This window comes from Peribacillus simplex (genome assembly GCF_030123325.1).
Classification (GTDB): domain Bacteria; phylum Bacillota; class Bacilli; order Bacillales; family DSM-1321; genus Peribacillus; species Peribacillus simplex_D.
Genome location: NZ_CP126106.1, coordinates 2,604,389 through 2,630,343, shown reverse-complemented (window position 1 = coordinate 2,630,343; position 25,955 = coordinate 2,604,389). Strand labels below are relative to the sequence as shown.

At 40.6% G+C, this 25,955-nt stretch carries 28 protein-coding genes and 1 riboswitch; of the genes, 5 read left to right on the top strand and 23 right to left on the bottom strand.

From position 1 onward, the window contains the following. Positions 1 to 5 precede the first annotated feature (5 nt). The 5 genes from QNH43_RS12485 to QNH43_RS12465 all read right to left on the bottom strand — a co-directional run bounded on the left by QNH43_RS12485 (position 6) and on the right by QNH43_RS12465 (position 8,350). Positions 6 to 1,157: an acyl-CoA dehydrogenase family protein gene (locus QNH43_RS12485; RefSeq protein WP_283918077.1), complete on the bottom strand. Its 1,152-nt coding sequence runs from the start codon at positions 1,155 to 1,157 to the stop codon at positions 6 to 8. A 38-nt stretch (positions 1,158 to 1,195) separates the two neighbouring features. Further along, entirely contained in the window at positions 1,196 to 2,797 is a 1,602-nt protein-coding gene (locus tag QNH43_RS12480; RefSeq protein ID WP_283918076.1) for a long-chain-fatty-acid--CoA ligase, read from the bottom strand. A 338-nt stretch (positions 2,798 to 3,135) separates the two neighbouring features. Next, positions 3,136 to 5,580 carry a DNA topoisomerase IV subunit A gene (parC, locus tag QNH43_RS12475; protein ID WP_283918075.1) on the bottom strand — a complete coding sequence of 815 codons (2,445 nt, stop codon included), beginning with the start codon at positions 5,578 to 5,580 and terminating at the stop codon, positions 3,136 to 3,138. After that, on the bottom strand, positions 5,570 to 7,555 hold the full coding sequence (parE, locus tag QNH43_RS12470) for a DNA topoisomerase IV subunit B (RefSeq protein ID WP_283918074.1): 1,986 nt from the start codon (positions 7,553 to 7,555) through the stop codon (positions 5,570 to 5,572). The genes parC and parE overlap by 11 nt, the downstream gene beginning before the upstream one ends. 384 nt (positions 7,556 to 7,939) lie before the next feature. Then, the gene (locus QNH43_RS12465; protein ID WP_076371402.1) at positions 7,940 to 8,350 is read right to left on the bottom strand and encodes a CoA-binding protein; all 411 of its coding nucleotides are present in this window, start codon (positions 8,348 to 8,350) and stop codon (positions 7,940 to 7,942) included. A 492-nt stretch (positions 8,351 to 8,842) separates the two neighbouring features. Here QNH43_RS12465 and plsY point away from each other — a divergent pair, with 492 nt between their 5' ends. Together plsY and QNH43_RS12455 are read left to right on the top strand one after the other, a co-directional pair. After that, positions 8,843 to 9,430 (top strand): glycerol-3-phosphate 1-O-acyltransferase PlsY, encoded by a 588-nt coding sequence (gene plsY, locus QNH43_RS12460; RefSeq protein WP_283918073.1) that lies wholly within the window; start codon positions 8,843 to 8,845, stop codon positions 9,428 to 9,430. 551 nt (positions 9,431 to 9,981) lie between these two features. Beyond that, entirely contained in the window at positions 9,982 to 10,125 is a 144-nt protein-coding gene (locus tag QNH43_RS12455; RefSeq protein WP_098371894.1) for a YycC family protein, read from the top strand. Positions 10,126 to 10,498: 373 nt separating this feature from the next. On the opposite strand, the gene QNH43_RS12450 is transcribed toward QNH43_RS12455, so the two are convergent. Beyond that, positions 10,499 to 10,984, bottom strand: a complete 486-nt coding sequence (locus QNH43_RS12450; protein ID WP_283918072.1) for an NUDIX hydrolase — start codon at positions 10,982 to 10,984, stop codon at positions 10,499 to 10,501. Between the two features lie 90 nt (positions 10,985 to 11,074). On the opposite strand from QNH43_RS12450, the gene QNH43_RS12445 reads away from it, so the two are divergent. Further along, positions 11,075 to 11,371: a HesB/YadR/YfhF family protein gene (locus QNH43_RS12445; RefSeq protein ID WP_283918071.1), complete on the top strand. Its 297-nt coding sequence runs from the start codon at positions 11,075 to 11,077 to the stop codon at positions 11,369 to 11,371. 38 nt (positions 11,372 to 11,409) lie between these two features. On the opposite strand, the gene QNH43_RS12440 is transcribed toward QNH43_RS12445, so the two are convergent. The 7 genes from QNH43_RS12440 to acnA all read right to left on the bottom strand — a co-directional run bounded on the left by QNH43_RS12440 (position 11,410) and on the right by acnA (position 16,909). Continuing rightward, entirely contained in the window at positions 11,410 to 11,703 is a 294-nt protein-coding gene (locus QNH43_RS12440) for a hypothetical protein (RefSeq protein WP_283918070.1), read from the bottom strand. Positions 11,704 to 11,728: 25 nt separating this feature from the next. Beyond that, positions 11,729 to 12,160 carry an acyl-CoA thioesterase gene (locus QNH43_RS12435; RefSeq protein ID WP_283918069.1) on the bottom strand — a complete coding sequence of 144 codons (432 nt, stop codon included), beginning with the start codon at positions 12,158 to 12,160 and terminating at the stop codon, positions 11,729 to 11,731. A 158-nt stretch (positions 12,161 to 12,318) separates the two neighbouring features. Further along, complete coding sequence (gene tlp / locus QNH43_RS12430; RefSeq protein ID WP_076371414.1) at positions 12,319 to 12,564, bottom strand: small acid-soluble spore protein Tlp; 246 nt, start codon at positions 12,562 to 12,564, stop codon at positions 12,319 to 12,321. Between the two features lie 63 nt (positions 12,565 to 12,627). After that, a complete protein-coding gene (locus QNH43_RS12425) occupies positions 12,628 to 12,771 on the bottom strand; it encodes an acid-soluble spore protein N (RefSeq protein ID WP_057275900.1) in 144 nt (47 codons plus the stop codon). 140 nt (positions 12,772 to 12,911) lie between these two features. After that, a complete protein-coding gene (locus QNH43_RS12420) occupies positions 12,912 to 13,040 on the bottom strand; it encodes an FbpB family small basic protein (RefSeq protein ID WP_072272906.1) in 129 nt (42 codons plus the stop codon). Between the two features lie 417 nt (positions 13,041 to 13,457). After that, a complete protein-coding gene (locus tag QNH43_RS12415) occupies positions 13,458 to 13,991 on the bottom strand; it encodes a TlpA disulfide reductase family protein (protein ID WP_076371418.1) in 534 nt (177 codons plus the stop codon). Positions 13,992 to 14,197: 206 nt separating this feature from the next. After that, positions 14,198 to 16,909, bottom strand: coding sequence for an aconitate hydratase AcnA (gene acnA / locus QNH43_RS12410; RefSeq protein ID WP_283918068.1), 2,712 nt, complete (start codon positions 16,907 to 16,909; stop codon positions 14,198 to 14,200). Positions 16,910 to 17,294: 385 nt separating this feature from the next. Between acnA and sspO the strand changes: the two genes are divergently transcribed. Beyond that, a complete protein-coding gene (gene sspO, locus QNH43_RS12405; RefSeq protein ID WP_034312428.1) occupies positions 17,295 to 17,447 on the top strand; it encodes a small acid-soluble spore protein SspO in 153 nt (50 codons plus the stop codon). Positions 17,448 to 17,588: 141 nt separating this feature from the next. Here the strand turns inward: sspO and QNH43_RS12400 are convergent, their stop codons facing one another. Beyond that, positions 17,589 to 17,852 (bottom strand): hypothetical protein, encoded by a 264-nt coding sequence (locus QNH43_RS12400; RefSeq protein WP_063593346.1) that lies wholly within the window; start codon positions 17,850 to 17,852, stop codon positions 17,589 to 17,591. A 113-nt stretch (positions 17,853 to 17,965) separates the two neighbouring features. Here QNH43_RS12400 and QNH43_RS12395 point away from each other — a divergent pair, with 113 nt between their 5' ends. Further along, complete coding sequence (locus QNH43_RS12395) at positions 17,966 to 18,109, top strand: small acid-soluble spore protein P (protein ID WP_083450736.1); 144 nt, start codon at positions 17,966 to 17,968, stop codon at positions 18,107 to 18,109. 171 nt (positions 18,110 to 18,280) lie between these two features. Here the strand turns inward: QNH43_RS12395 and QNH43_RS12390 are convergent, their stop codons facing one another. Genes QNH43_RS12390 through tenA form a run of 9 tightly spaced genes read right to left on the bottom strand, consistent with a single transcriptional unit; the run spans position 18,281 to position 25,595 of the window. After that, on the bottom strand, positions 18,281 to 19,300 hold the full coding sequence (locus tag QNH43_RS12390; RefSeq protein WP_283918067.1) for a thiazole biosynthesis adenylyltransferase ThiF: 1,020 nt from the start codon (positions 19,298 to 19,300) through the stop codon (positions 18,281 to 18,283). Further along, the gene (locus QNH43_RS12385) at positions 19,297 to 20,064 is read right to left on the bottom strand and encodes a thiazole synthase (protein ID WP_283918066.1); all 768 of its coding nucleotides are present in this window, start codon (positions 20,062 to 20,064) and stop codon (positions 19,297 to 19,299) included. The genes QNH43_RS12390 and QNH43_RS12385 overlap by 4 nt, the downstream gene beginning before the upstream one ends. 1 nt (position 20,065) lies before the next feature. Further along, positions 20,066 to 20,269 carry a sulfur carrier protein ThiS gene (thiS, locus tag QNH43_RS12380; RefSeq protein ID WP_076371426.1) on the bottom strand — a complete coding sequence of 68 codons (204 nt, stop codon included), beginning with the start codon at positions 20,267 to 20,269 and terminating at the stop codon, positions 20,066 to 20,068. Between the two features lie 14 nt (positions 20,270 to 20,283). Continuing rightward, positions 20,284 to 21,408 (bottom strand): glycine oxidase ThiO, encoded by a 1,125-nt coding sequence (gene thiO / locus QNH43_RS12375; RefSeq protein ID WP_283918065.1) that lies wholly within the window; start codon positions 21,406 to 21,408, stop codon positions 20,284 to 20,286. Between the two features lies 1 nt (position 21,409). Then, positions 21,410 to 22,021 carry a thiazole tautomerase TenI gene (tenI, locus tag QNH43_RS12370; RefSeq protein WP_076371430.1) on the bottom strand — a complete coding sequence of 204 codons (612 nt, stop codon included), beginning with the start codon at positions 22,019 to 22,021 and terminating at the stop codon, positions 21,410 to 21,412. 40 nt (positions 22,022 to 22,061) lie between these two features. Further along, a complete protein-coding gene (locus tag QNH43_RS12365; protein ID WP_283918064.1) occupies positions 22,062 to 22,838 on the bottom strand; it encodes an energy-coupling factor transporter transmembrane component T family protein in 777 nt (258 codons plus the stop codon). Then, positions 22,839 to 24,302 (bottom strand): ABC transporter ATP-binding protein, encoded by a 1,464-nt coding sequence (locus QNH43_RS12360; protein WP_283918063.1) that lies wholly within the window; start codon positions 24,300 to 24,302, stop codon positions 22,839 to 22,841. 10 nt (positions 24,303 to 24,312) lie between these two features. Then, on the bottom strand, positions 24,313 to 24,897 hold the full coding sequence (locus QNH43_RS12355; RefSeq protein ID WP_283918062.1) for an ECF transporter S component: 585 nt from the start codon (positions 24,895 to 24,897) through the stop codon (positions 24,313 to 24,315). 14 nt (positions 24,898 to 24,911) lie between these two features. Then, positions 24,912 to 25,595 carry a thiaminase II gene (gene tenA / locus QNH43_RS12350; RefSeq protein WP_283918061.1) on the bottom strand — a complete coding sequence of 228 codons (684 nt, stop codon included), beginning with the start codon at positions 25,593 to 25,595 and terminating at the stop codon, positions 24,912 to 24,914. Between the two features lie 134 nt (positions 25,596 to 25,729). Continuing rightward, a riboswitch (TPP riboswitch) is annotated at positions 25,730 to 25,858 on the bottom strand. Between the last annotated feature and the right edge of the window lie 97 nt (positions 25,859 to 25,955).

The window sequence follows — 25,955 nt, the reverse complement described above, 5'->3', positions numbered from 1 at the left end:
TTAGACTAGTTTTGATATTTTCTCTTCAATTGTCCGGTAATGATATTTTTTTGGATTTCGGACGTGCCTTCATATATTCTGGTGATTCGTGCATCCCGATAGAAACGTTCAACCGGATAATCCTTCATGTATCCCATTCCGCCATGAATCTGAACGGCCTTATCGGCGACACGATTATATACTTCCGAACCATACAACTTAAGCATTGCCGCTTCTTTAATGATTTTTTCTTTCCGATCGACCATCCATGCAACCCGGTATGTGAATGAGCGAAGTGCTTCTATTTCCATTGCCATCTCGGCAATCATATGGGATACGGCCTGATGATCAATGATCGGGACATGGAATTGTTCACGTTCTATGGCATATTTAGTAGATAGGTCGAGCAGGTATTGACAGGACCCCAAATTACGGGCAGCAAGGCCTGCGCGGCCATTTGCAAGAATCTTCAATGCATTTACATACCCTTGGCCAACGTCTCCCAGTACATTTTCGGCAGGAACCTCGCAATCTTCAAAAACCAATTCGGCCGAATGTGAGCCTCGAAGACCCATCTTCCTTTCCAGGCTACCAACTCTAAAACCCGGAAAATCCTTTTCTACTATGAATGAGGTGATTCCTTTCGCCCCTTTATCTTTGTCCGTTACGGCCATAACTGTAAAAATATCTGCTACATCTGCATTCGTTATATAATGCTTGGTCCCATTTAGAATATATTTATCGCCATTTTTGACTGCCGTCATTTTGAGATTCGTTGCATGGGACCCAGCTGCAGGCTCAGTTAAAGCAAAAGCGCCAATTCTATTACCGCTTGCCATATCTGGTAGATACTTTTCCTTTTGCATTTCATTGCCCATTTCAACTATCCCTACCGTCCCTATACCGGTGTGGGCCCCAATCAGAGTGGTATATCCATTATGGGTTTTGCCGATTTCCTCATATAAAGCACATTTTCCCACCATCCCGATACCGAGCCCGCCATACCTTTCCGGGATACTAAGTCCGAATAGCCCGATTTCCTTCGATAAATTTATTATGGATTCCGGGATATGATCTTCATCCTCTATCTGCATGGAAAATGGATCGATTTGCTCTTCGATAAACTGGCGTATATTTTCTTTTAATAGCAAGATGTCTTCATCTAAGCGAAAGTCCATTTGCATTCCCCTTTATCTGCGAATTAGTGTTAACGCTTTCATCTTTTATCCGAATAAGCGATATGTTTTTCTTGAAGTTTACGTTTTAAGATTTTACCGACCGCCGTCTTCGGAAGTTCACTTTCAAATGTGATTGCTTTTGGGACTTTAAAGGCAGCGAGCTGCTTTCGGCAATAATCCTTCAATTCGTTTTCAGTTATTCTTTCATTTGGTTTTAGAACTACCGCAGCATGTGCCGTTTCACCGCGATATTGATCGGGAACGCCAAAGACGGCAGCTTCCAGTACCTTAGGATGGCTGTATAGTATATCTTCAATTTCAATTGGATAAATATTGAAACCGCCTGCGATGATCATCTCTTTCTTCCGTCCCACAATGTAAAAGAAGCCATCTTCATCCATCTTGGCAATATCACCGGTATGCAGCCATCCGTTTTGAATCGTCTGCCGCGTCTCTTCAGGCATGCCCCAATAGCCTTTCATTACCTGTGGACCCTTTATGACCAATTCACCTGGTGTATCAACCAAAAGGGCTGGCTCTCCTGTAATACTGTCAATGATCGCGGCATCGGTATTTTGTATAGGAATCCCGATACTTCCGGGTTTTTGCAGGCCACTAACTGGATTCCGGTGCGTGACTGGTGACGCCTCGGACAGTCCATAACCCTCTGCAATCTTTGTTCCACTCAATTCGTTGAATCTTGACAGTACATTCAATGGCAATGGTGACGAACCCGAAACGCAAGATTTCAATGTATCCAAATCAAATGGATGAGACTGGTAATATTGTAATAAAGCAATATACATCGTCGGTACCCCTGGAAAAATAGTCGGTTTAAGATTATTGATAATTTCGACGATCTCCGGCACCTGAAACCGGGATACAAGAATTAATTCCCCGCCATTATAAAACGTCAGGTTCATCCCGGAAGTCATGCCGTAAACATGAAATAATGGGGAAACGCCAAGTACCTTTTCCTTCCCCTTTTGAGTATTGATTCTTGAAGTGGCTGCACTTTGCAGCGTATTGGCAACAATATTACGATGGGTTAGCATCGCCCCTTTAGAACGCCCTGTCGTTCCTCCTGTATATTGGAGAACGGCGACATCTTCGGCAGGTTCAATCTCCACAGTGAAATCCGCCTCATTTACAGATAGTAGTTTTTTTGTCATTTCACAATTGCCGGTTTCCAGCGACACGCTCAACACCTTTTCAACATCGGTTTCAGCTATAACTGCTTCAACTATTGGCAATAAATCGTCGAGCACAATGATGTGCCTTGCACCTGAGTCTTTCAGGACATGTATTAATTCGTTCGCTTTATACATTGGATTGATTTGGACAACAATGGCTCCATTCAAAAGGGTTCCAAAAAAACCAATTGGATATTGTGGACAATTGGGAAGCATAAGAGCTACACGATCTCCCTTTCCAATACCTTCATCAGCAAGCACGCATGCACATCTTTTCACTAACATCCCCAACTCTGAATATGTATACCTTTGCTCCATGAACGTAACCGCTGTTTTATTCGAATATTGTTCGACTGATTGATAAAATAGTTCTGTCAAAGACATTTCAGGAATATCAATCTCAATTGGATTTCCTTGCGGGATATGCTTTTTCCAGGGTCTATCCATTGGTTCTCCCCTTTCTTCATTCAAAAAAATAAAGAAGTCATACTAAACAATATGCAAGGAGTGTGCCAAAAATAAATCGTTAGGATACATAGATTCAATTAATGGTAAAATTCAAAATTGAATTATTAGCTGTCCTCTTAATAATATTAGGTTCATAATACTAGGATTTAAATTTGACTTAATAAGTCATTTTTGAATTGAGTCATTACCTTCGTAAAAGGACTCAACTTGTAGTGCGGGGCAAGTAGGGGATTATTTTCCGGAAGGATATAACTAGTCATTTATAGAAAAATGAACGGGATGCTGATAAGATCAGCATCCCGTTCAAAAAAAATGATTCACTGCTCTATGGCGGAGTCATCTTCCAATGATATTTTCCATAATTCTTTCGCTTTTCCGCTAACCGTTTCATCAAAAACAAATGAGCCATTCGTATATCGATCATGATTTTTTAATGAAGCGGCATGAATCGTTTCAATCGTTCCCTTTTCAGAAAGAATGAATAGACTGTCTGTTTTGTTAATAATATCGAAACCAATGACCCTATGAGGATTCGATTTCAATTCCCTCAAGACCACGACACCGCGTTTTGCCCTGCTCGTTTTTTCAAACTCGGTTAATTTCATTTTCTTTATGGCCCCGCGCTGTGTAACGATAAAGATCGATTCTTTACTATCCTTGGCCAAAACCTTTCCGCCAATGACATAGTCATCTTCTTTCAAATTAATCCCTTTGACTCCTGCTGCCCGAACACCGACAACACTTACTTCTTCTTCATCAAACCATAAACCGTATCCGTTATGAGTGACTAGGAAAAGGTCAGCCTGTCCATCGGTATGGTGGACATCAACCAGTTCATCGTCACCTTTTAAATTGACACCAACCAGAGGTTTTGAATGACGCTGGGCTTTATAGGAAGCTAATTCTGTCTTTTTCACCATACCATTTTTCGTGATGAACACTAAGAATTCCGGCATGGTAAAATCTTTTATAGGAATCGCTTTTATGATTTGTTCTTCCCTGTCGATTGGAATGATGTTCGCGATATGCTGTCCGGTTTCCTTCCAGCGAATATCAGGAAGCTGATGAACTGGACAATAGAGGTAGTTCCCTTTGGATGTGAACAGCAATAGGACATCTGTTGTATTCATCTCCAGCCTCTGGAGCAGGCGATCGGAATCCTTCATGCCAAAATCAAGACCTCCTGATGCTGCATAAGATCGTAACGATGTCCGTTTGACATAGCCTTCTTTCGTCACGGTAACCATCACGTCTTCACTCGCTATCAAGACTTCAAGATTGATTTTGATTTCTTCAATTTCTTTTTCGATTTTGGAACGCCGTCCGTCATCAAAGCCCTTTTTAATGAATCGAAGTTCTTTTTTTATTACTTGAAGAAGAACTTTTTCACTGCCAAGAATCTTTGTCAATTCCTCAATTTTGTTCTTCAATTCCGTTGCCTCTGCTTCAAGTGCTGTAATATCCGTATTTGTCAGCCTATATAACTGCAAGGAGACAATGGCTTCAGCTTGCGCTTCTGTAAAAGCGAATTTAGCAATGAGGTTATCTTTAGCATTCCGTTTGTCTTTAGATGCCCGGATGACAGCGATGACTTCATCTAATATGGATAAAGCCTTCACTAAACCATCAACGATATGTGCCCTGTCATGTGCCTTTTGCAACTCATAACGTGAACGGTTCACGATTACCTCTTTACGGTGTTCGATATATGCATCGAGCATTTTAGGCAGGCTCATCAATGTTGGCCGTTTTTTATATATCGCAACCATATTGAAATTGTATGCGATTTGGAGATCGGAATTTTTGTATAAATAATGCAGGACTCCATTTGCATCTGCTTCTTTTTTCAGTTCAATGACAATCCGCAGTCCTGTACGGTCGGTTTCATCCCTTACTTCGGCGATGCCTTCCACTTTCCGGTCTAGACGGAACTCATCCATTTTCTTAACAAGGTTTGCTTTATTGACTTCATATGGGATTTCAGTGATGACGATTTGCTGTTTGCCGCCCCGAATCGTTTCCACATCCGCCAACCCGCGAATGATTATTTTTCCTTTACCTGTTTCATAGGCCTTACGAATGCCTTCAATTCCTTGAATGATACCGCCAGTAGGAAAATCCGGCCCTTTAATGACCGTCATTAAATCAGCGACTGTCGCTTCCGGCTTATCGATTCGCATAATGGCAGCATCAATGACCTCACCAAGTTGATGTGGCGGGATTTCAGTGGCATAGCCGGCTGAAATTCCTGTAGAGCCGTTTACAAGCAGGTTTGGGAACATTGCAGGCAATACAATGGGCTCTTCTGAAGTATCATCAAAGTTCGGTACGAAATCGACCGTCCTTTTTTCAATATCCCGGAGCATCTCGGAGGCGATCGATGAAAGCCTTGCTTCCGTATACCGCATCGCAGCAGGCGGATCACCATCGATACTGCCATTGTTTCCGTGCATTTGGACCATGACCTTCCGCAGCTTCCAGTCTTGGCTCATCCGAACCATTGCCTCATAAACGGATGAATCTCCGTGAGGGTGATAGTTACCAATTACATTACCGACAGTTTTTGCGGATTTCCTAAATCCTTTTTCCTGAGTATTTCCTTCGACATGCATCGCATACAATATCCTGCGCTGCACCGGTTTTAAACCGTCCCTAGCATCTGGAAGTGCCCGATCTTGGATAATATATTTACTATAACGCCCGAAGCGGTCACCAATTACCTCTTCAAGCGGCAAATCTCTAAACGTTTCTTCAAATACCATCGTTAATGACCTCCTCTTCAATCGACATATTTTCATTATCCAAAATATTCGATTCCTCTTCGAGACCAAAAGCGACATTGGCTTCAATCCACTTACGACGCGGTTCAACCTTGTCTCCCATCAACGTTGTCACACGTCTTTCTGCACGGGCACCATCATCGATCTTCACACGTATCAATGTCCTTGTTTCCGGGTTCATGGTCGTATCCCATAATTGGTCGGCATTCATCTCACCCAGCCCTTTATAGCGCTGAATCATATAGCCTTTCCCCACCTTGTCTATCGCTCCCTGAAGTTCTTCGTCACTCCAGGCATATTCAATGACTTCTTTCTTCCCGGTCCCTTTGCTCACTTTATATAAAGGGGGCAAGGCAATATAAACCTTTCCTGACTCTATTAACGGCTTCATATAGCGATAAAAGAAAGTCAGCAGCAGCACTTGGATATGTGCCCCATCCGTATCGGCATCAGTCATGATGATCACTTTATCATAGTTAGTGTCCGGCGTGTTGAACTCCGCCCCGACACCTCCGCCGATGGCATGGATGATCGTATTTATTTCCTCGTTTTTAAAAATATCCGCCAGTTTTGCCTTTTCCGTATTGATAACTTTACCCCGTAATGGCAGTACTGCTTGGAAACGGCGATCCCGCCCTTGTTTAGCGGATCCCCCAGCAGAGTCTCCTTCCACAAGATACAATTCATTCCGTTCGGGATTTTTCGATTGGGCTGGTGTTAATTTCCCAGAAAGGATGGCATCGGATTTTTTCCGTTTCTTCCCGCTTCTTGCGTCTTCACGAGCTTTTCGTGCCGCTTCCCTTGCTTGGAACGCTTTAATCGCTTTTTTAACCAATAGGGTACTCGTGGTCGGATCTTCTTCAAAAAAGTAGGCTAAGTGCTCTGATACGATGGAATCAACTGCAGAACGGGCTTCGCTGGTTCCTAGCTTGCTCTTGGTTTGTCCTTCGAATTGAAGAAGTTCTTCAGGGATACGTACTGAAATGATTGAAGACAAGCCTTCACGTATATCGGTACCTTCGAGGTTTTTATCTTTTTCCTTTAATAGCCCCATTTTTCTGGCATAATCATTAAATGCCCTTGTCATGGCCGTTTTTGCACCAATCTCATGGGTGCCTCCGTCTTTTGTACGAACGTTATTTACAAAGCTTAAAATATTTTCTGAATAACCATCGTTAAATTGAAAGGCGAGTTCGACTTCTATCCCATTTTGTTCCCCTTCCAAGCTGACTACGCTATGAAGGGTCTCTTTTTCTTCATTTAAATAATCAACAAACGCTTCAATTCCATTTTCATAGTGAAAAATTTCATTATGGCCGTTACGCTCATCCGTCAATTCTATCTTCATGCCTTTTAAAAGAAAAGCCGATTCGCGAAGACGCTCACATAGGATATCATAATTAAAAGTCGTCACCGAAAATATTTTTGGATCGGGCTTGAAGTGGATTTTGGTCCCAGCTTGATTGGTTTTACCGATTTTCTCCAGTGTGGTTTCTGGCTTTCCGCCATTGAAAAAACGTTGTTCGTAAATGAACCCGTCCCGTTTGATCGTCACGACAAGCCATTCAGACAACGCGTTAACGACCGAAGCACCTACTCCATGAAGGCCTCCACTCGTTTTATATCCGCCTTGTCCAAATTTACCTCCAGCATGAAGAATCGTCAAAATGACTTCAGGCGTCGGTTTACCTAATTTATGCATGCCAATAGGCATTCCGCGCCCTTTATCAGACACACTCACACTGTTATCTTTATGTATTTTCACACTAATTTGGTCTCCATATCCAGCTAAAGCCTCATCTACGGAGTTATCTACAATCTCATACACTAAATGATGAAGTCCGCGTGCATCAGTACTGCCGATATACATACCGGGACGTTTTCTGACCGCTTCGAGTCCTTCCAGTACCTGAATTGCATCATCATTGTACTCGATTGTTTTTACTTTCTTTGCCACAGAAATTCCCCTTTCCTTACTAAACACAATTTCCGGGCCAAATCATACTGCAATGAAATGACTCACTAGCTTAAACAAATCCATTAATACGTTAATATCATATAAAAAGTATAATACTTTCCCGAACAAAGAACAAGTGTTCTATTTTTTTGTCCTTTTTATTAGCGTTTGCACATTTGTGTGGAACAAAACGTATCATAGCTACCATTCTAATTGTAGCGGTAAATTTTCATTTGGCAAATATACTTTTATTTTTTTAATCAAATTAAGCTTTAATGGCCTTTCTTTTCTGCCGCTCAATGCCCGCTATGGCTGCCTTTTAGTTTTTCCCCGGTTTAGATGCAGCGATGCCTAAAAAAAAGAACGGAAGATCCGCTCTTCAATTTACTTGGTAAGGGCGTGTTCGACTTTTATGCATCGATTCATGATGACAGTATATCCTTTTTCTTTTAAAAAATTATAGGCTTCTTCATTTTCCACCCCTAGCTGCGCCCAAAAGATATCTGCATCGATTTCTGCAAATTCCTTGGCTATCTCCGGAAGGAACTCTGAACGGCGGAAAACATTGACGATATCGACGTGCCCTTCAATATCTTTCAGGGCTTTAACTGCCTTGACACCTAGCACTTCGGATATGGCAGGGTTTACCGGGATGATTTCATATCCGCTATCCTGCATGGCCTTCGATACCATATAAGAAGTACGCTCAGGGTTATTAGATAAACCAACGACAGCGATGCGCTTCGATTTTTTCAACATCTTTCCCATTTCTTCCCTGCTTGGATTTTCTATCATTCTTTTCAATCCCCTTTATAATAAAATGTAATATTTGACTAAAGTGTATACCTAACAAAGGTATTTACAGACAAAAGCTGTTTATTACCATTATTGTGAAAAACCATTATACAAGAAAGAAAAAGTTTCGAAAAGGCATGAACTTACTTAACTTTCTTATGTTCATACAGACTACCACGTATTGTAACAATTTATACAAGGAGGCATCCTTCTTTTATATTGACGAAAATAAGGAAGGCTAAACCTTTCACCCTTCATGAAACTTAACGTATATCAAAAGATGTAAGTTCATCAAGGAAAATTCATTTTTTTAGTGGATTTTTTTTGGACAGCCGTACCATTTTGTCACGAAAATGTTACAATAAGAGAAGCTTAACAGGTATTTTAAGGCTGTTTTTAGCTATTTCTACACGTTTATTTTTGAAAAAGGGAACAATCGCCCCTTAAACGTGATAAAAAAAGAAGATTTTTCTTAAAAGAAAGGGTAATAGAATGCTTACATTTATCACTATACTGGCTGCATACCTGATCGGCTCGATTCCTTCCGGTTTAATAATTGGTAAAACATTTTACAAAATCGACATCCGGGAGCATGGCAGTAAAAATCTGGGCGGGACAAATACCTTCAGGACACTTGGTGTCAAGGCAGGGCTAACCGTTACTATCATGGATATACTTAAGGGTACCCTAGCAACTTTCCTGCCGTATATGCTAGGAGTGGAAATGCATTTATTGCTAGCCGGAGTTATTGCGGTCATCGGTCATATGTTTCCCATTTTTGCAAATTTTCGGGGCGGAAAAGCGGTGGCAACTTCTGCTGGTGTCATTCTTGCTTATGAACCATGGTTTTTTGTCTTTGCCGTCATCATTTTCTTTATATCCTTATACATATCCAAATATGTCTCGCTTTCATCCATGATTGCTTGTCTACTTGCTCTCATCTACAGTTTAGTTTTTCATAATGATGATCCGGCGCTCATTATTGTAATCAGTATAATAACGATCTTCATTTTTTACCGGCATCGCGCAAACATCAAGCGGATTAAAGATAAAACTGAACCGAAGGTAAAGTGGTTGTAAGAACGCATATCCAAGTGAAAATAGGCCCGTATGCATGGGCCTATTTTCCATTCTACAATTCATTAGCCGTAGGATACCGGCCATGCTTTGAAACCTTTTCAGTATGGTTTCCGATTTCCTGGATGATTGACACTAATCCCTGAATTTCCATTTCTGCAGAATCGGATATATTCCCTTTGATAACCCCGATTATTTCATAAAAGAATTTCTGTTAACTCCAATTCTTTCTCTCCTGCTTGAACCATTTCCTTGACCCTTAGGACAGAATAACAACATCTTTCATATATTCATTTGTTGTTTGCACGATTGCATTTCAGCTATATCCATTTCATTGAAAGTGAATCGGTTTACCTGCGATACAAATGAATCATTTGGACTACATTCAATTCTTTTGACAAGGTAAAAGGACCTAAAATACCTCTACATTAACTTCCTACCAAAAGAACAGTATGGATTTCGTTTACTGGATAAATGGTCAAGTAAGGATTGAATAATTGTAGAACAGAAGCTACACTGGAACTAACCATTAACTATTGTTAGGAGAAAGTGCCATGAAGCCATTGCAAATATCACCGGAAACCGCACTAAAGTTATCCAAGTCACTAAACTTGCCTTTAGAGCAAATCATGCATATGCCTACACCCGTCTTGCTGAGAAAGCTTGCCGAGGCTGAAGCAAAAGAAAATACTAAATAGCTGCAGGAATCTGCAGCTATTTTTGTGTATAAACATATATGTGCGAAATGACCTTACGGATTAGGGCACTCCATTTCGTCGCATAATAATATTTCCTTTACGGTCCAGTAAGTATTTATATACCCTTTCTCCTTCAGCCTGTTTAAAGCAGGGTATTACATGCCTTGTATATAATGTAAACAACCCCTTCACTTAACTGGTTGAGCTGCCTTTCGATCATCATTCATATCCTTTTGAGCCAATAATGAAAGAAACGCCATTTCCGTACCCCCTTTTAACAGCTGTGTTATTGCATAAATTATCACAATAAATAATTTCAGAACCTTGCTTAAAAATACCAATATAAGCAAAAAAAACCGCACATCTGCGGTTTTCAATTAAAAGTCAATTCTTTTGCCAAATCAGGCATAGGCTTCTTTTTGACTGATATTAATTGTTCATTATCATAGATACAGGCAAATTCCATTGGTGGTTCATCCAGTAATATATCCTTTAGATAATACTTTATGTTGGACACAACTTCATTTGCCTCCATAACCCATTTAAATGGCTTCCAGGCAAGTTCCCCTTCATTACAGGCAGTAAGCCCTCCCCCTGCTTCTTCAGCCCGGTAAACATACATTCCACCTGTTTGATTCCATGTCACAATTCCTCGAAAGGCCAACCCCTTTACCTTCAAACCAGTTTCTTCAAAAATTTCGCGCTCCATCGATTCATCGATGGTTTCACCTTGTTCTATTTTTCCGCCTATACCATTCCATTTATGCCTATTCGGATTTTTTTGGCGAAATAGCATCAACACTTCGACTTCATTGAATCTTTTTCGAGTTATAAAACATATATTATAGATAATATCCATGGTTATATCCTTTCTTAAACGCACATTATTCGCATCTACTTCATAATTACTTTATACTTAAATAACGAACCTCTAGGAAGGAGAATTAGTATGAAACTGACCATTTCCGATCAAGCAGCTAAGTGGTATATTGATGAGCTGGGGCTTCAAGAAGGCTCTCATTTGCGCTTTTATGTAAGATATGGCGGGCATAGTACCGTCCAAAGCGGCTTTTCATTAGGTATCATGCAAGAAGAACCTGAAAATGCAGCAGCAGTAACAACTATAAATGAGATTAACTTTTATGTAGAAGAAAAAGATTTATGGTACTTTGATGGTCACGATTTACTTATTAATTTTAATGAAAAACTGACTGAACCAGAATTCCACTATGAAAAAAGTGCTTGAAAATAAAGCAGCGGTGTTAACTGCTGTTTTTTTCTTATTCAATCGAGCAGGCGCTCTTTTATATGTTCCGCCCTTAAAATTTCCGCTTGCTTGTCCCCTAAAAGATCGAAATGAGAATATCCATCCTTCCTGTGGTGAATCCACTCTTTTTTAAGCCCGTATTTCTTACCCCACTCCGATAAACGCAGTAAATCATTGCATCCCACTTTTGTAACCGTCTTGCAACCAGGAAATCGGTCATCCAGCCAATAATGAGTTAAAAAAGCTATTTGGCCTTGATCGATTTTCTGCTTCCAGGCTACTAGGTCTCCCCGTTTAATCCCAAAAGCCATTTCTTGATCACCTCAATAAATATAATTAAACCAATTCATCCTGCTTTTTATTTTTCTCATAGGCCTCATGCCATTCAGGATACATGCGTTTAATGGATATCGGGCGGAAGCTCTCCTTTTTAACGCACACGTGGGAAGAATGACCTGTAGCCGCCACTTCATTTTTCCCATTAACGATCTCATACCCATAAATGACCCGTAACCCGTCATACTTATCAATCCAGGTTTTAACTTTTACCTTATCACCATATCTAACAGGGGTTTTATACGAAGCCTGAATATCCATAACAGGTGAGAGGATGCCATCCGCTTCCAAATCAGCATAATGAAATCCTAAATCATTTATCAATTTTGTCCTGCCCAGTTCCATCCATATCAAATAATTCGCATGGTAAACAACACCCATTTGATCTGTTTCTGCATACCGCACTTCAATTTCGTTTTCAGCTATGAACATTTTGTTTCCCCACTTTCATTTCAATTGCAATAAACATTCTACCATAACAAATGTGCAAATTTCATTTAAGCTGTCTTGAGACTGTTTCCGGCAAATGAAAAACTAAAAATTAAAGAGGAGAAAGATTTTGCGCCTCTTTCTCCCCTTTACTTAGTTGTTTACATATTATCGTTACTATAACCGCTTTCCCGTGCTTCCTGCTCATCTTGCATTTCTTCCTTCATTCCTTCAATGCTCTTTCTTCTTCGGTCATTTTTGGCCTCAATTGCCTGTTTTTCCTCCCCTGAAGAGAATGATAACGTTTCATTTGCAGCGTTTATGTTTTCTTCTGTATTTTGAATTGCATCCTGAATTTTTTCAACATTATCCAAACGGTTATCCTGATTGTGTTTATAAGAGCCCATTCATTTTCACCTCATGTTTTTTTATTTACATAATATTATTACGATTACTTTATTAAGCCTTGATTACTCGCCTTTAGTTTGAATGACCTGAGGATGTTTCCCGGATTTGTCCTGCATTTTCTTTCCGTTATTCCCACCTGCTGCTATTGGTTGTGTCCCTAGATGGCTCGGTCTAAAGTGTTTGGAATCTTTTTTTGGATTACCCATTCTATCGCCTCCTTCTCTTATCATGGATAAAAAAGAGGAATTTCATGAATGCCAGTTTTTGAAAAAGCCATGAAAAAAGAGCCAGCACTTTGAAGGGACCTTCATGGCACTGGCTCTTTTTAATATATCTTTTGCAAAAGTTATTCAGCCTTTTGCATATGTTTTTTTTCAAGACGTTCCTCAAGTCTTTCCATTTGTTTAACGTCCATCAATAATTCCCTTTTGTTTTCTTTAATTAATTCTTCAAATGTCCTTTTTCTTTTTTTCATGTTTTTCACCTACTTATTTTAATATACTATTCAGTATTGCCAAATTAACGTAAAATTATGACTTTATGGTTTTGATCCCTAAAAATTGTCATAATTATCAGATTTTTAATCCGATAAATAAAGTTCCATTTCCCCACTCTATATACTTTAACCCTTTTTTCACAAACATTAACCATAATTTTTTAATTTTTTTGATTTTTCGATCAAAATTTGACAACTTTGTTAACACACAATAAAACGGAACCTCATAAAGGTTCCGTTTTATTGTAGTCAAATTTCGGTGAAAAGCCAATTGACCAACCTTTTTGTTCTGAAAAAACGTTCCGTTGTTTTTAAGAATATACGCTCCCTTACCGCCGACCGTCTGCCTAGTGACGCTAATTTCTTCAATAATGATGGTACTTCATAAAGCTTCCCCTACTGCATACTATTTATATTTCGTTCCATATCTTTAAGTTGCATGGCTGAAATTACCTTATTCCTGATAATGCCTTCTTTGTCGATGAAGTAAGTTGTTGGTATGCTAAGAATCTTGTAACGCTCATTCACTGGATTCTTGGCACTTTGACTATCCAGCGGAATTGTAAAAGTAATTCCATTTTCCTCTACAAATGCTTGTACATCGTTTTCGGGGTCAATATTGACGGCTAGAACGACGACATCATCACCAGCTTGCTGTGCATATTCCTCCATATCCGGCATTTCCTTCTTGCAAGGTGGACACCAAGTTGCCCAAAAATTCAACATTACCTTTTTACCCTTATAATCAGATAATTCAACTTGTTTCCCATCCAAAGTGTTCAGGGAGAAATTCGGTGCTTTAGCTCCAATTTTCAATCCGCCCAAAGCATCTTTTTCCTCATTTCCCTTCGGTTCATTATCCATTGCCTGCACGATCGCTACCGTAATAAGTGACAGTAAGGCCACCGAAGCAATAATTTTTTTAAGCATACTCGTCCTCCTAGTCCCATTACAATAAAAATATTAGTCCATTTCCAGAAATAGAACAACTTCCCTATTCCATCTTAACAATAAAAGGACATCCGGAAAAGTCTAATTCCTTCAAATCATATCATGATATCGCTTTGTTTCAAAAACTTGACACAAAAAAAGCGGTAAACCTAAAAAGTAGGTTTACCGCTTCCTAAAAGCTGAAATTAGCCTTTTAATTTATTACGTAATACCATTTGAAGGATACCACCGTGACGGTAGTAGTCGATTTCGATTTCGGAATCGAAACGAACAAGCACATCAAATTCTTTTACGTTTCCAGCTTCATCAGTAGCTGTAACTGTTACGATATCACGAGGTTTAACTGTTTCATCGATTTTAACAGCGATCGCTTCTTTACCAGTCAATCCAAGCGTTTCAGCGTTTTCGCCTTCTTTGAATTGAAGTGGAAGAACACCCATCAATGCAAGGTTAGAACGGTGAATACGTTCAAAGCTTTCAGCGATGACTGTTTTGATGCCAAGAAGGTTAGTACCTTTCGCAGCCCAGTCACGAGAGCTTCCCATACCATAGTCTTTACCAGCGATGACTGCAAGACCTGTTCCATCAGCTTTGTATTTCATACAAGCATCATAGATAGCCATTACATCGCCTGTTGGCCAGTAAGTTGTGTAACCACCTTCTGTACCTGGAGCAACTTGGTTACGGATACGGATGTTTGCGAACGTTCCGCGCATCATCGCTTCATGGTTACCACGACGAGAACCGTAAGAGTTAAAGTCACGCGGTTTAACACCGTTTTCACGAAGGTAGATACCAGCTGGTGTATCTTTACCGATTGCACCTGCAGGAGAAATGTGGTCAGTTGTAACTGAGTCACCGAATTTACCAACTACACGCAAACCGGAAAGTGGGTTAACTGAACCAGGCTCTGGTGATAATCCTTCAAAGAATGGAGGATTTTGAATATATGTTGATTTAGAATCGAAAGCATAAATCGCTTCGTTGCTTGTTTGGATTTCGTTCCAACGTTTGTTATCGTTGAATACAGTTTCGTATTCTTTACGGAATAACTCAGGTGTAACTGTTGCTTTAACAGCAGCGTTAACTTCTTCTTGTGAAGGCCAGATGTCAGCAAGGTATACATCGTTACCATCTTTGTCTTTACCAAGTGAATCGTTGTTTAGATCAAAGTCCACAGTTCCAGCAAGAGCATAAGCTACAACCAAAGTAGGCGAAGCTAGATAGTTTGCTTTCACAAGTGGGTGAATACGCCCTTCAAAGTTACGGTTACCTGAAAGTACTGATGTTACCAGAAGATCTGCTTCAGCAACAGCTGCTTCGATTTCGTCAGCCAATGGACCTGAGTTACCGATACATGTAGTACAACCGTAACCAACTACGTTAAATCCTAATTGGTCAAGGTAAGGTTGAAGACCAGCATCACGAAGGTAACCAGTAACAACTTTAGAACCTGGTGCCAATGATGTTTTTACATAATCTGGAACAGACAAGCCTTTTTCAACTGCTTTTTTAGCAATAAGACCCGCTCCAAGCATTACATATGGGTTAGAAGTGTTCGTACAGCTTGTGATTGCAGCAATTGCAATCGCACCTGTTTTCATTACCGTTTCTTTACCATCGGCAAATTTAACAGTTACTTCTTTATCCAATTCAGAATTGTCCATGCCAAAACCTTGGTTACCCATAGGTGCATTGATAGCGTCATGGAAAGATTTTTTCATTTGAGAAAGTGGAATCAAATCTTGCGGGCGTTTAGGGCCTGAAAGGTTTGGTTCAATTGCTGAAAGGTCGATTTCCACAACATCATTGTATGCTGGATCTTCGTTTTCAGGAGAGTAGAACAATCCATTTTCTTTGCAGTATGATTCAACCACTTTAATTTGTTTTTCATCACGGCCTGTTAAGCGCATGTAATCGATCGCTTCTGCATCAACAGGGAAGAAACCAACTGTAGCACCGTATTCTGGAGCCATGTTAGCGATTGTTGCACGGTCAGCAAGTGGAAGGTATCCTACTCCTGGGCCGTAGAACTCAACGAATTTACCAACTACGCCGTGTGCACGAAGAACTTGTGTTACTTTCAATGCAAGGTCAGTAGCCGTCGTACCTTTAGGAAGTTCGCCAGTCAGTTTTACACCAACCACTTTTGGAACTGGGAAGTAAGAAGGCTGTCCAAGCATGCCTGCTTCTGCTTCGATACCGCCGACTCCCCAACCAAGAACACCAATACCGTTGATCATTGTAGTATGTGAATCTGTACCGAAAACAGAATCAGGGAATACTTCAAAGTCGCCGTTTGGAGTTTCAACAGCATGAACCACGTTTGCAAGGTACTCAAGGTTAACTTGGTGAACGATACCAGTTGCCGGTGGAACTGCACGATAGTTGTTGAATGATTTTTGAGCCCAGCTTAGGAACTGGTAACGCTCTGCATTACGTTCGAATTCAAGATCCATATTGGCATCAAGGGAATCCATTGTACCTGCTTTATCAACTTGTACAGAGTGGTCAATTACAAGGTCAACCGGGATTTCCGGGTTGATTTTGTCAGGGTCTCCACCAAGTGCTGCGAAAGCATTACGTAAAGAAGCTAAGTCAACAACAACTGGTACACCAGTGAAATCTTGTAGGATTACACGTGATGGCTTGAACGGAACATCTATATCTTGTTGCTCGCTTGTTCCCCATTTAGCAAGGTTCGCAACGTGTTCTTTCGTGATTACTCTTCCGTCCACTTGGCGAAGTACCGCTTCAAGTAATACTTTAATGGAATATGGAAGGCGTGATACTTTGCCGTCCCCTGCTTTTTCAATAGCGTCTAAGCTGTAGTAGTTGTAGCGTTGCCCATCAATCTCAAAGGACTTACGCGCTTGGTATACGTCATTTTTCGTCATGAATATTACCCCCTATTAAACTGTCAGAACTTATTCTGCACATAAAAGTAAAACCTGGTTCACTGAAACCATGTTTACTATAAATATAAGTAAAAAAGTTAGTTTGTCGAATTTTCTCTCTCTTCTCCCACCCTAACTCTTCCTTCAACTTAATACTAATATAGAAATGAGTATAAGTAAATAACAAGAAAGTTATTGTTTTTGATAAGTTTCACTTATAGAAAAAAATTCCCCACATATTAAAGTGCATTTAGGAAGCCTTGCCCATATGCATTTTAATGAAAATACCCCAATTTGTAGCCTGATAAATTATACCAGCAAAACATATTAGCACTTCATACATAATCATTCAACATTATCACATTCTATGGGTGGAGGTGTCGAAATGACAAAACAAAAGGCAAATCATGTTATACCAGGTATGAATGCTGCAAAAGCGCAAGGTAATGGAGCAGGATACAATGATGAACTGGGAAATGAACCGCCATTATCGGAAATGCAAAGGCAAAATAATAAAAAAAGAAAGAAAAACCAATGATTTCCCTCATTTCTAGGCTTTAAATAGGATAGGCTTTTTGAAATGGCAGATGTACTGCATTTTTCAAAAAGCCTATTCCATTCTAAAATCAGGAAACGCATAAGTGAAACGCGAAATACTCACGATGATGGAACCTGCCACTCAATAGTCCTCTGAATTGACCTCATTGACGATTGCTTGAATATCCTGTTCGAATTTTTTCAATTGTTCTTTCTGATGTTCGGAAGCGGTGACTAAAGCAGATTGTATTTGCTGATAGGCCTCGTTCACTTCCTGCTTCACATGTTTCAATTCCGTTCCGTAATTCGGTGCGTTCTTCTCAATGGATGAGTAAACATCAAATACTTGTTGATAACTTTGCTGGGCTTCCTGGAAAGTCCTTCGCTTATCTTGTTTATCCTGCATTTGGTTCAGCTCCTTAATTAGTGTCCATCCATAGCATGTACGAGGATTGCAAATATATGTATGTGAATAAAATTTCACGGACTGATTATCTTAAGAGATAGGAGGGATCGCACATGAACAAAAACGATGGTAAAGATATTCGAAAAAATGCACCTAAAGGAAATAACCCAGGTCAACCTGCACCGTTAAGCGGTTCTCATAAGGTAAAAAACAGACAGCACTCCCGTCAGAAGCATAATAGCAGTCATGATATGTAGGCTGCTTAAATAAGCGTTCCAACACAAAGCGGTGCCGCCCGGAAAAGGCAGACACCGCTTTCGTTTTATTATTTGTGAACACATAAATCACAAAAATGATTTTCGATTCCTTCCTATTATATAGACAACTGATATTAACGTTTTAGGTCTTAGTCATTCCATTATTACAGTTCAGCCAATATAACGATGATATAACGTTTTTGCTTCAGCAATATCTTTTGTTCCATGAATCAACGCCCGCCCATCTGTAAAAACGACCAACCGATGGGTTCCGATCGTAAATGAAAGTAAATAAGGATTCCTGACGATCTTACCGCCTTGTGCGAGAAGATTTTTTTCGATTTCCGCTAAGTCTCTTTCAAGATTCATCGCCGGCCGAATCTGGACAGAATCCCTTCCGCATAAAACGGCCGTTTTCGTTCGATTTGAATAGGAGAGATGGGGATATGTTCGATTTGACCCGCATGACAAACAAGAATCTTTTTTTAATTGCGCTACATTTATGGATGAATGTTCATTTTTCCAAAGATCAAATGAAACGATTTTGTTTCTTAGTGATTCAAAATCTTCCACAAGGATTTTCAATGCTTCCGTCAGTTGATGGGCAACGACCGTTTGAACAGCAGGGCTGATGATTCCAGCCGTATCACATGTCAGTCCTCCGATTGGAACCGTTTCCAGCAAACAATTCAAACATGGTGTCGCCTCTGGGATCATCGTGTAACTTATCCCATAACTCCCTACACAGGCACCGTAAATCCAAGGTTTATGATATTTTTGCGCAGTATCGTTTATAAGCATCCTCGTATCGAAATTATCTGTGGCATCCAATATTAAATCCACACCTTCAACAAGCTTCGCCAATTCATCAACCGAAACATCCATCACATGCGATTTTACGATAACGTCCGAATTTAGCGCATTCAAACGATTCTTTGCTGCCACTGCTTTCGGTATTCTTTTTTGTGCATCATCTTCACAATAAAGCTGTTGTCTTTGAAGGTTGCTCCACTCTACATAATCTCTGTCCACAATGGTGAGTTTCCCAATTCCTGCCCGTACAAGACCTTCTGCACTCCCCGTACCGAGAGCACCCGCTCCAATCACCAAAACGTGTTTTTTGCGAATTTTCAATTGCCCTTCTTCCCCTATAGGTCCAAAAAGTTCTTGACGTGAATAACGTTCATTCATCCAATGCTCAACCCTTCAACTGGGCTGCTTGCTATCGCGTAATCATTTTTTGCGATTCTTCCTGCTTCATACCCTAATCGACCTGCCTCAATGGCAAGTTTCATTGCTTTCGCCATTTTTACGGGGTCTTTTGCGCCGGAAACAGCAGTGTTAAGCAATACGCCATCCGCCCCTAATTCCATGGCGATTGCCGCATCGGAAGGCGTTCCAATCCCTGCATCGACAATTACAGGAACCTCAGATTGTTCCATGATGAATCGTAAGTTCAGCGGATTTAAAATGCCCTGACCAGAGCCAATTGGTGAAGCGCCAGGCATAATAGCATGGCATCCCACTTCTTCCAGGCGCTTGGCGAGCAACACGTCATCAGAAGTATAGGGTAATACGGTGAATCCCAGTTTCACTAATTCTTCAGCAGCTTTCAAGGTTTCAATCGGATCAGGCAGCAGTGTTTTTTGACAGCCAATGACTTCTACCTTAATCATGTCACATAAGCCAGATGCCTTTGCAAGATGGGCTATGCGCACTGCTTCTTTAGCAGTTTTAGCTCCTGCTGTATTGGGAAGGAGTGTGTATTTTTTCAAATCAAGCTTTTCTAAAAAATTGGGCTGACTGGCTTCAAAAATATTCATTCTCCGGACCGCAAATGTTAATATTTCCGTCTCCGAAACCTCCACTGATTGCTTTTGAACATCGAAGTTTGGATACTTTCCCGTACCTAATAACAATCTTGAAGAAAATTCATAAGAACCTATCTTTAACATATCATCCGCCTCCTACAAAATGTACAATCTCTACCTTGTCTCCATTTGACAAAAGTGTTTCACTTAGACTTTCTTTTGCTAATATTTCATCATTCAATTCAACGATCACCACTTTTTGATGTAAATCAAAGTGTTGCAAAAGCCCTGTAACTGTTGATTCATCAGCAGGAATCCGTATTTTTTCCCCGTTAATAATCAATTCCAATTCATCCACCTCCATTAAGAAAAAAGAGTCTGTATCGAACGATCCAGTCGAAAAGCGGACCATTCGGCATTTATCTTCCTTTCTAAAAGATCAGCTATAAGTACACCTGTAATTGGAGAAAGCAGGATGCCATTCCTGTAGTGCCCCGTTGCAATGAAAAGTCCTTTGCATGCTGGATGTTCACCAAAGTACGGCAAGCCGTCCCCAGTTTGGGGGCGTATCCCTGCCCATGTCTTTTCCAATTCGGTTCCTTTAATCGCCGGAAGCAATTGCGTTGCCTTTTCTATTAACGCAGAAATCCCGTCAAGACTTACCTTTTGATCGAAAGTGTTCGCTTTAACCGTTGCCCCGACAATGATTCTTCCACCAACTTTGGGCACAAGATAACAGCCATGTGAGAAGATTGTCTTTTCAAGCAATGGACGATCGGTCAGGACGGAAAAGCACTCACCCTTTACTGGATAACTGTCGAGTCTCATCCCTGTTTTTTCAAGGAGGAAAGCACTCCAAGCCCCACCTGCCACGATGACATTTTCACTTGAAAATCCACCTATGTTCGTGACCACTCCCGTCACACATCCGTTTTCCGTAACTAAATCAGAGACATGAACAAACTCCTTTATGTCTACACCAAGGGCAGCTGCAGATTCAGTAAATGCGAGCGACAGCCTAGTGGCTGAAACTTGTCCATCCTTCGGAATGAACATGGCCCCCTTAATCTCATCCGATAGAAGCGGTTCCGTTTTTCTTATTTCGGCAGTCGATAGCCATTCAGCCTCAAGTCCCGCTTCTTGCTGGACATTGATCATGTTCTTCAACTCGGCTACCTGATCATTCGTTAGCGCCACCTTAAACATGCCCTTGTTCACAAATTCGATGTCTACTCCACTTATGTCTTTTAATTCTTCCGCCAGTGCAGGAAACATCCCCCTGCTTTGGCTTGCCAATGTAAAAAGCGGGTTATCAGCATCCAACTCGGATTGTGCCCCTAACATCCCGGCTGCAGCACTGGATGCTTTACTGGCGAGTCGATCTTTTTCCAATAAGAGGACCTTTTTACCTCGTTTGGCTAATTGAAAAGCGATGGATCCACCTATTACTCCTCCCCCAACAATGATTGCATCATATATGGAATTCATCTTATGTCTCCTTTCCCAAAGACTTCGAATATTCTTTAACGGCTTTAATCGGATTTTCAGATTCAAGCACACCTGACATGACGGCAATTCCGCGTGCCCCCGCATCCAGCACGACTTGGCAATTGAATGGTGTTATTCCGCCTATCGCAATTATCGGAAGATTGACATTTCTTGTGATTTCATGAAGCTCCTTAACTCCCTTAGGAGGAAGTCCGATTTTTGAATCGGTTTCAAAAACATGTCCATAAATCGCGTAATTGGCTCCTTTGCTGAATGCAGCTTTCGCTTCATCCATGGAATGGATCGAACAGCCAACATTCATCCCTGGAAATGCTCCTTTTACGACTCCCGCATCTAAACTATGAAATGCCAATTGCACACCAAATACTTTGTGTACCCAGGCTACATCCACCCGGTCATTAATGACGATCTTAGAAAGCGGAATCTTATTATCATGTAATAGGGTCACTGCTCGATAGAGTTCCGATGCACTCATTTGCTTTTCCCTTAGATAAAAGAAATCAACATGTTCCTGAATGTTTGAAGCGATCTCAACAAACTTTTCAATTGACTGTTTCCCAGTAGAAATAATATGCAATTCATGTGCATTCATACTAAGAACCCCTAACTAGTAAAATTACAATCTCATAAAATCAAATAGATACTAACGGGAATTGAATCGATAGATAAAAGCCGGCCAACAGCAGGATGATAAAATACAAAATGAAACCATGATCCTTTTTTGAAAACCCAAATTCATAATAGTATGTTCGATCCCGAGTGTCTGTAAATCGCTTTGCCTCCATCGCAACCGCGATTCGGTGAGCACGTCTGATGCTTCCGGATAACAACGGGATGGAATAGGCTTTCATTTTAAAATATACCGATCTTATCCCTTTTCCCCTTTCGAAACCGCGTACCTTCATCGCGTTTCGTATCGTTTGGAACTCCTCCATCATGATGGGAATCAGCCTTAATGCCGCCATGAAACTATAGGCATATTTCGGTTTAAGCTTAACTTGCTGCATTAACGAATAAAACAAGTTCACTGGTCTCGTCGTTAAGGAAAAAGTTAAACCAAGGGCCGCAAAGAACAAGGCTCGAAAGCCTACCAGTAATCCCCTCATGAAACTTTCTTCCGTTACCGATATCAGGCCCCACTCAAACCAGAGCGTCTTACCTTGCCCGAATAATATCATTGCGGAAGAGGTGGATATAAAAATGAAACAAAAGGGAATCGACATAAGTAAGATGCGTTTTATCGAATGCCCGGTAAAAAATAAAAATAAAAGTAATACGCCAATGGTGATATTCATCATATAATTCAGGTCATGAATGAATAACGCCACGATGCATAACACGATCAGTACACCAAGTTTAAGGCTTGGATTAATTCCATGGAGCCATGTTTCTGCATTTGTATCATTCATTTACATGACACTCCTTTTAACTTTGGTCTCCACTAATCCTGATTGCGCAATATTTTCATCACTTATTACGTTTCCGTCCTTAACCGTCCAGATCCTGGTTGCAAAGTTTTTTGAAATATGATCGTCATGAGTTACCATGATCACTGTTATTCCGCGCCTTCGATATTCCTCAAACCATTCCAGTAATGCAAAGGTATTTTTCGAATCTTGGCCAAAGGTCGGCTCATCAAGGAGAATGATTTTTTTGTCTATTACGATTGAAGCAGCTACGCTTAAGCGACGCTTTTGACCCATTGATAATTGAAACGGATGTTTATCCCGATGTGCCTCAAGGCGGAACACTTTAAGCAATGAGCGGACTCTCTCATCTATTTCTTGCTGCGGCCTTTTGTCAATTCGCAATGAATAGGCAATCTCTTCATATACAGTATTTGCAACGAACTGAAACTCAGGATTTTGAAAGACAAACGTCATATCCTCCGTTGGGTTTTTCACCCTTTTAATGGGGGTCCCCATTAATTCATACTTACCATTCGTTTTTATGAACTGCATCAGTGCATGCAAAAGAGTACTCTTGCCCGCACCATTTTCTCCCCTGATTACAATCCATTCCCCTGAATGAACCTTCAGCTCTTCAACCTTGATTTTTTCCTCTTTATTCCGAAAACCGCTAAACCCTTGCACATGCATAAAGGGTGAACCTTCTGTAAATTGATGTTCACGAATGGGTGCATGCTTCTGTACATATTCATCCCAAACACCTGGAAACCATATTCCATATTCTTTCATTTCATTTTTATATTGTGAAAGAATGGTGTCCCTTGGACCATCAGCCATGATTTGACCATCATCATTAAAAAGCACGATTCGATCAATGAATTCTAAAACATGGTCAATTTTATGCTCGACGATTATAACCGTTTTGTCTCGTCCAACTTCCTTCAACAAGTCCCAGATTTCTTTTGTTCCTTCCGGATCAAGCATGGCGGTCGGTTCATCCAAAAATATCACTTCTGGTTCAAGGGCCAATACTGAAGCGATTGCCAGACGTTGTTTCATCCCGCCTGATAATGTTCCGATACTTGTATGGCCTAGGTTCAATCCTACTTTACGGAGATGATTTTGGATTTTCCCTTTCATTTCATCTTTAGGGACGGAAAGATTCTCAAGGACGAAGGCGATTTCCTCATCGGCAAATGGCATGCAAAACTGACTATCAGGGTCTTGAAAAACATATCCCCATGAAGAAGGGCATTTCAATTTCTCCGCTTTCATCGGTACTTCGATGGAATTCGGAATCAATCCGCCTAACACTTGCAAAAGAGTGGACTTACCACATCCTGATGGTCCCAACAATAGTACCTTTTCCCCTTTATCAAACGATAAGGATAGGTCCTTGAAAATCAAAGATTCATCACCGGGATATTTCATTCTTAACTTCTCAACAGAAATGATTGGTTCCATGGCCCTCAACCTACTTTTGATCCAGTTCTGCATAATCTTTATTGGATACCGGACGAACAAGATTGGTTACTCCTGTTGCTTCCAGGACTTTAACTAGATAATAGGCAGTCACACCTGCAAAGAAAATGGAACCCACAAACCTCGCTATCATGAATAAAGATAGATTCCAAGTAGAAAGCGCACCTATTTCCCCGTATGCAAAATCCATTAGTACAGATGCAAGGCAGGAAGCTGCCGCAGCTAATACGGCCACCGACATATTGAATTTTTTATATTTGAACGCCATGAACACCAGTTCCGCGAACAAACCTTGGACCACCCCATATAGCAGTACGGTCAGGCCCCAAGGAGAACCTAGAAAGAATTCCCCTGAAGCTGCAGCTATCTCCGCCAAAAGGGCCACACCCGGTTTCCGTAAAATTAAAAAGGCGACGGGGCCAGCTATAAACCACATTCCATAAATAAGTTGATCCAGATGTAATCCTAATGGTTTAACGGAATAGTAAATCGAACCCCAAAGGATATAAACGACTCCAAATGCTACCGCAATCACGATCGTGACTAATATATCAGTTAATTTCAATCCTTTTTTCATTATTTCATTCTCCTTTATACTTCCAGTGTTTCCTGATGCACAGGCCATGTCTCTAAACGATAAGCCATTTCCCAAAATGAGTATTCATATTGGCTGCTAAGGATAAAATGCTCTTTCATTCTCTCCTTATCTTCGTCCGTCACTTTTTCAGCAATCTCATCAAGCCTCGCAATTTGTTCTTCCACCAAAGTGCGGAACCACTCTCCTCCGTAAGCCGCTATCCATTCTTGATAAATCGGCTCTTCGGGTGTGCAACCTTGCAGCTTTTCACCTATTTCATAATAAAGCCAGTAACATGGCAAGATAGCTGCAATAACATCACCTAAATGTCCCGAATAAGCAGCACGATACATATGGGAAGTATAAGCATAAGCAGTCGGGGCAGGTTTGAAAGCTTCCCTTTCTTCTTTTGTGATGCCCAATCTCTCAGAAAAATTCTCATGAAGCCTCAACTCCGCTTCATATGTTCCTTGTGCATGGCCGGCAAGCCTGCTTGTTGTATGTAAATCTGTAGCTTTGACTGCTCCTAAAGCTTGAACCCTGGCAAAATGAGATAAATAATAGGCATCTTGCATGACATAAAAACGAAAACACTCCAATGGCAATGTGCCATCTCCAATTCCTGCAACAAACGGGTGATTAAAACTAGCTTCCCAAATGTGATCAACTTCCCGACGAATTTCCTCTGAAAACTTCATGTCCATTACCTCCAAATTGTATTTTTCAATGAATCTTACGGAAAAAAACTTTTAACACCCCTTTTTTTGCAAACAAAAAACCACTTTCTTAAGCGCAAAGAAAGTGGTTGTACTTGAAAAAATATAGAATCATATTGTTCCAGACCCCACTTCCCTACGCTGGTATAAACCAGATCAGGTTCTAAGGGTCTTAAAGTCATACTTTAATCTCAGCTTCTGCGGTAAAATCAACTTTTACCTATAAAGCACCCCTAGTGGTACAAATTGTATATTTAATTTTCATTTGCCTTTATATTAACACGATAAATCCAATTGTCAAACGTATTAGAAAAAGTTTTCAACCTAATCATTGCCTTTCAC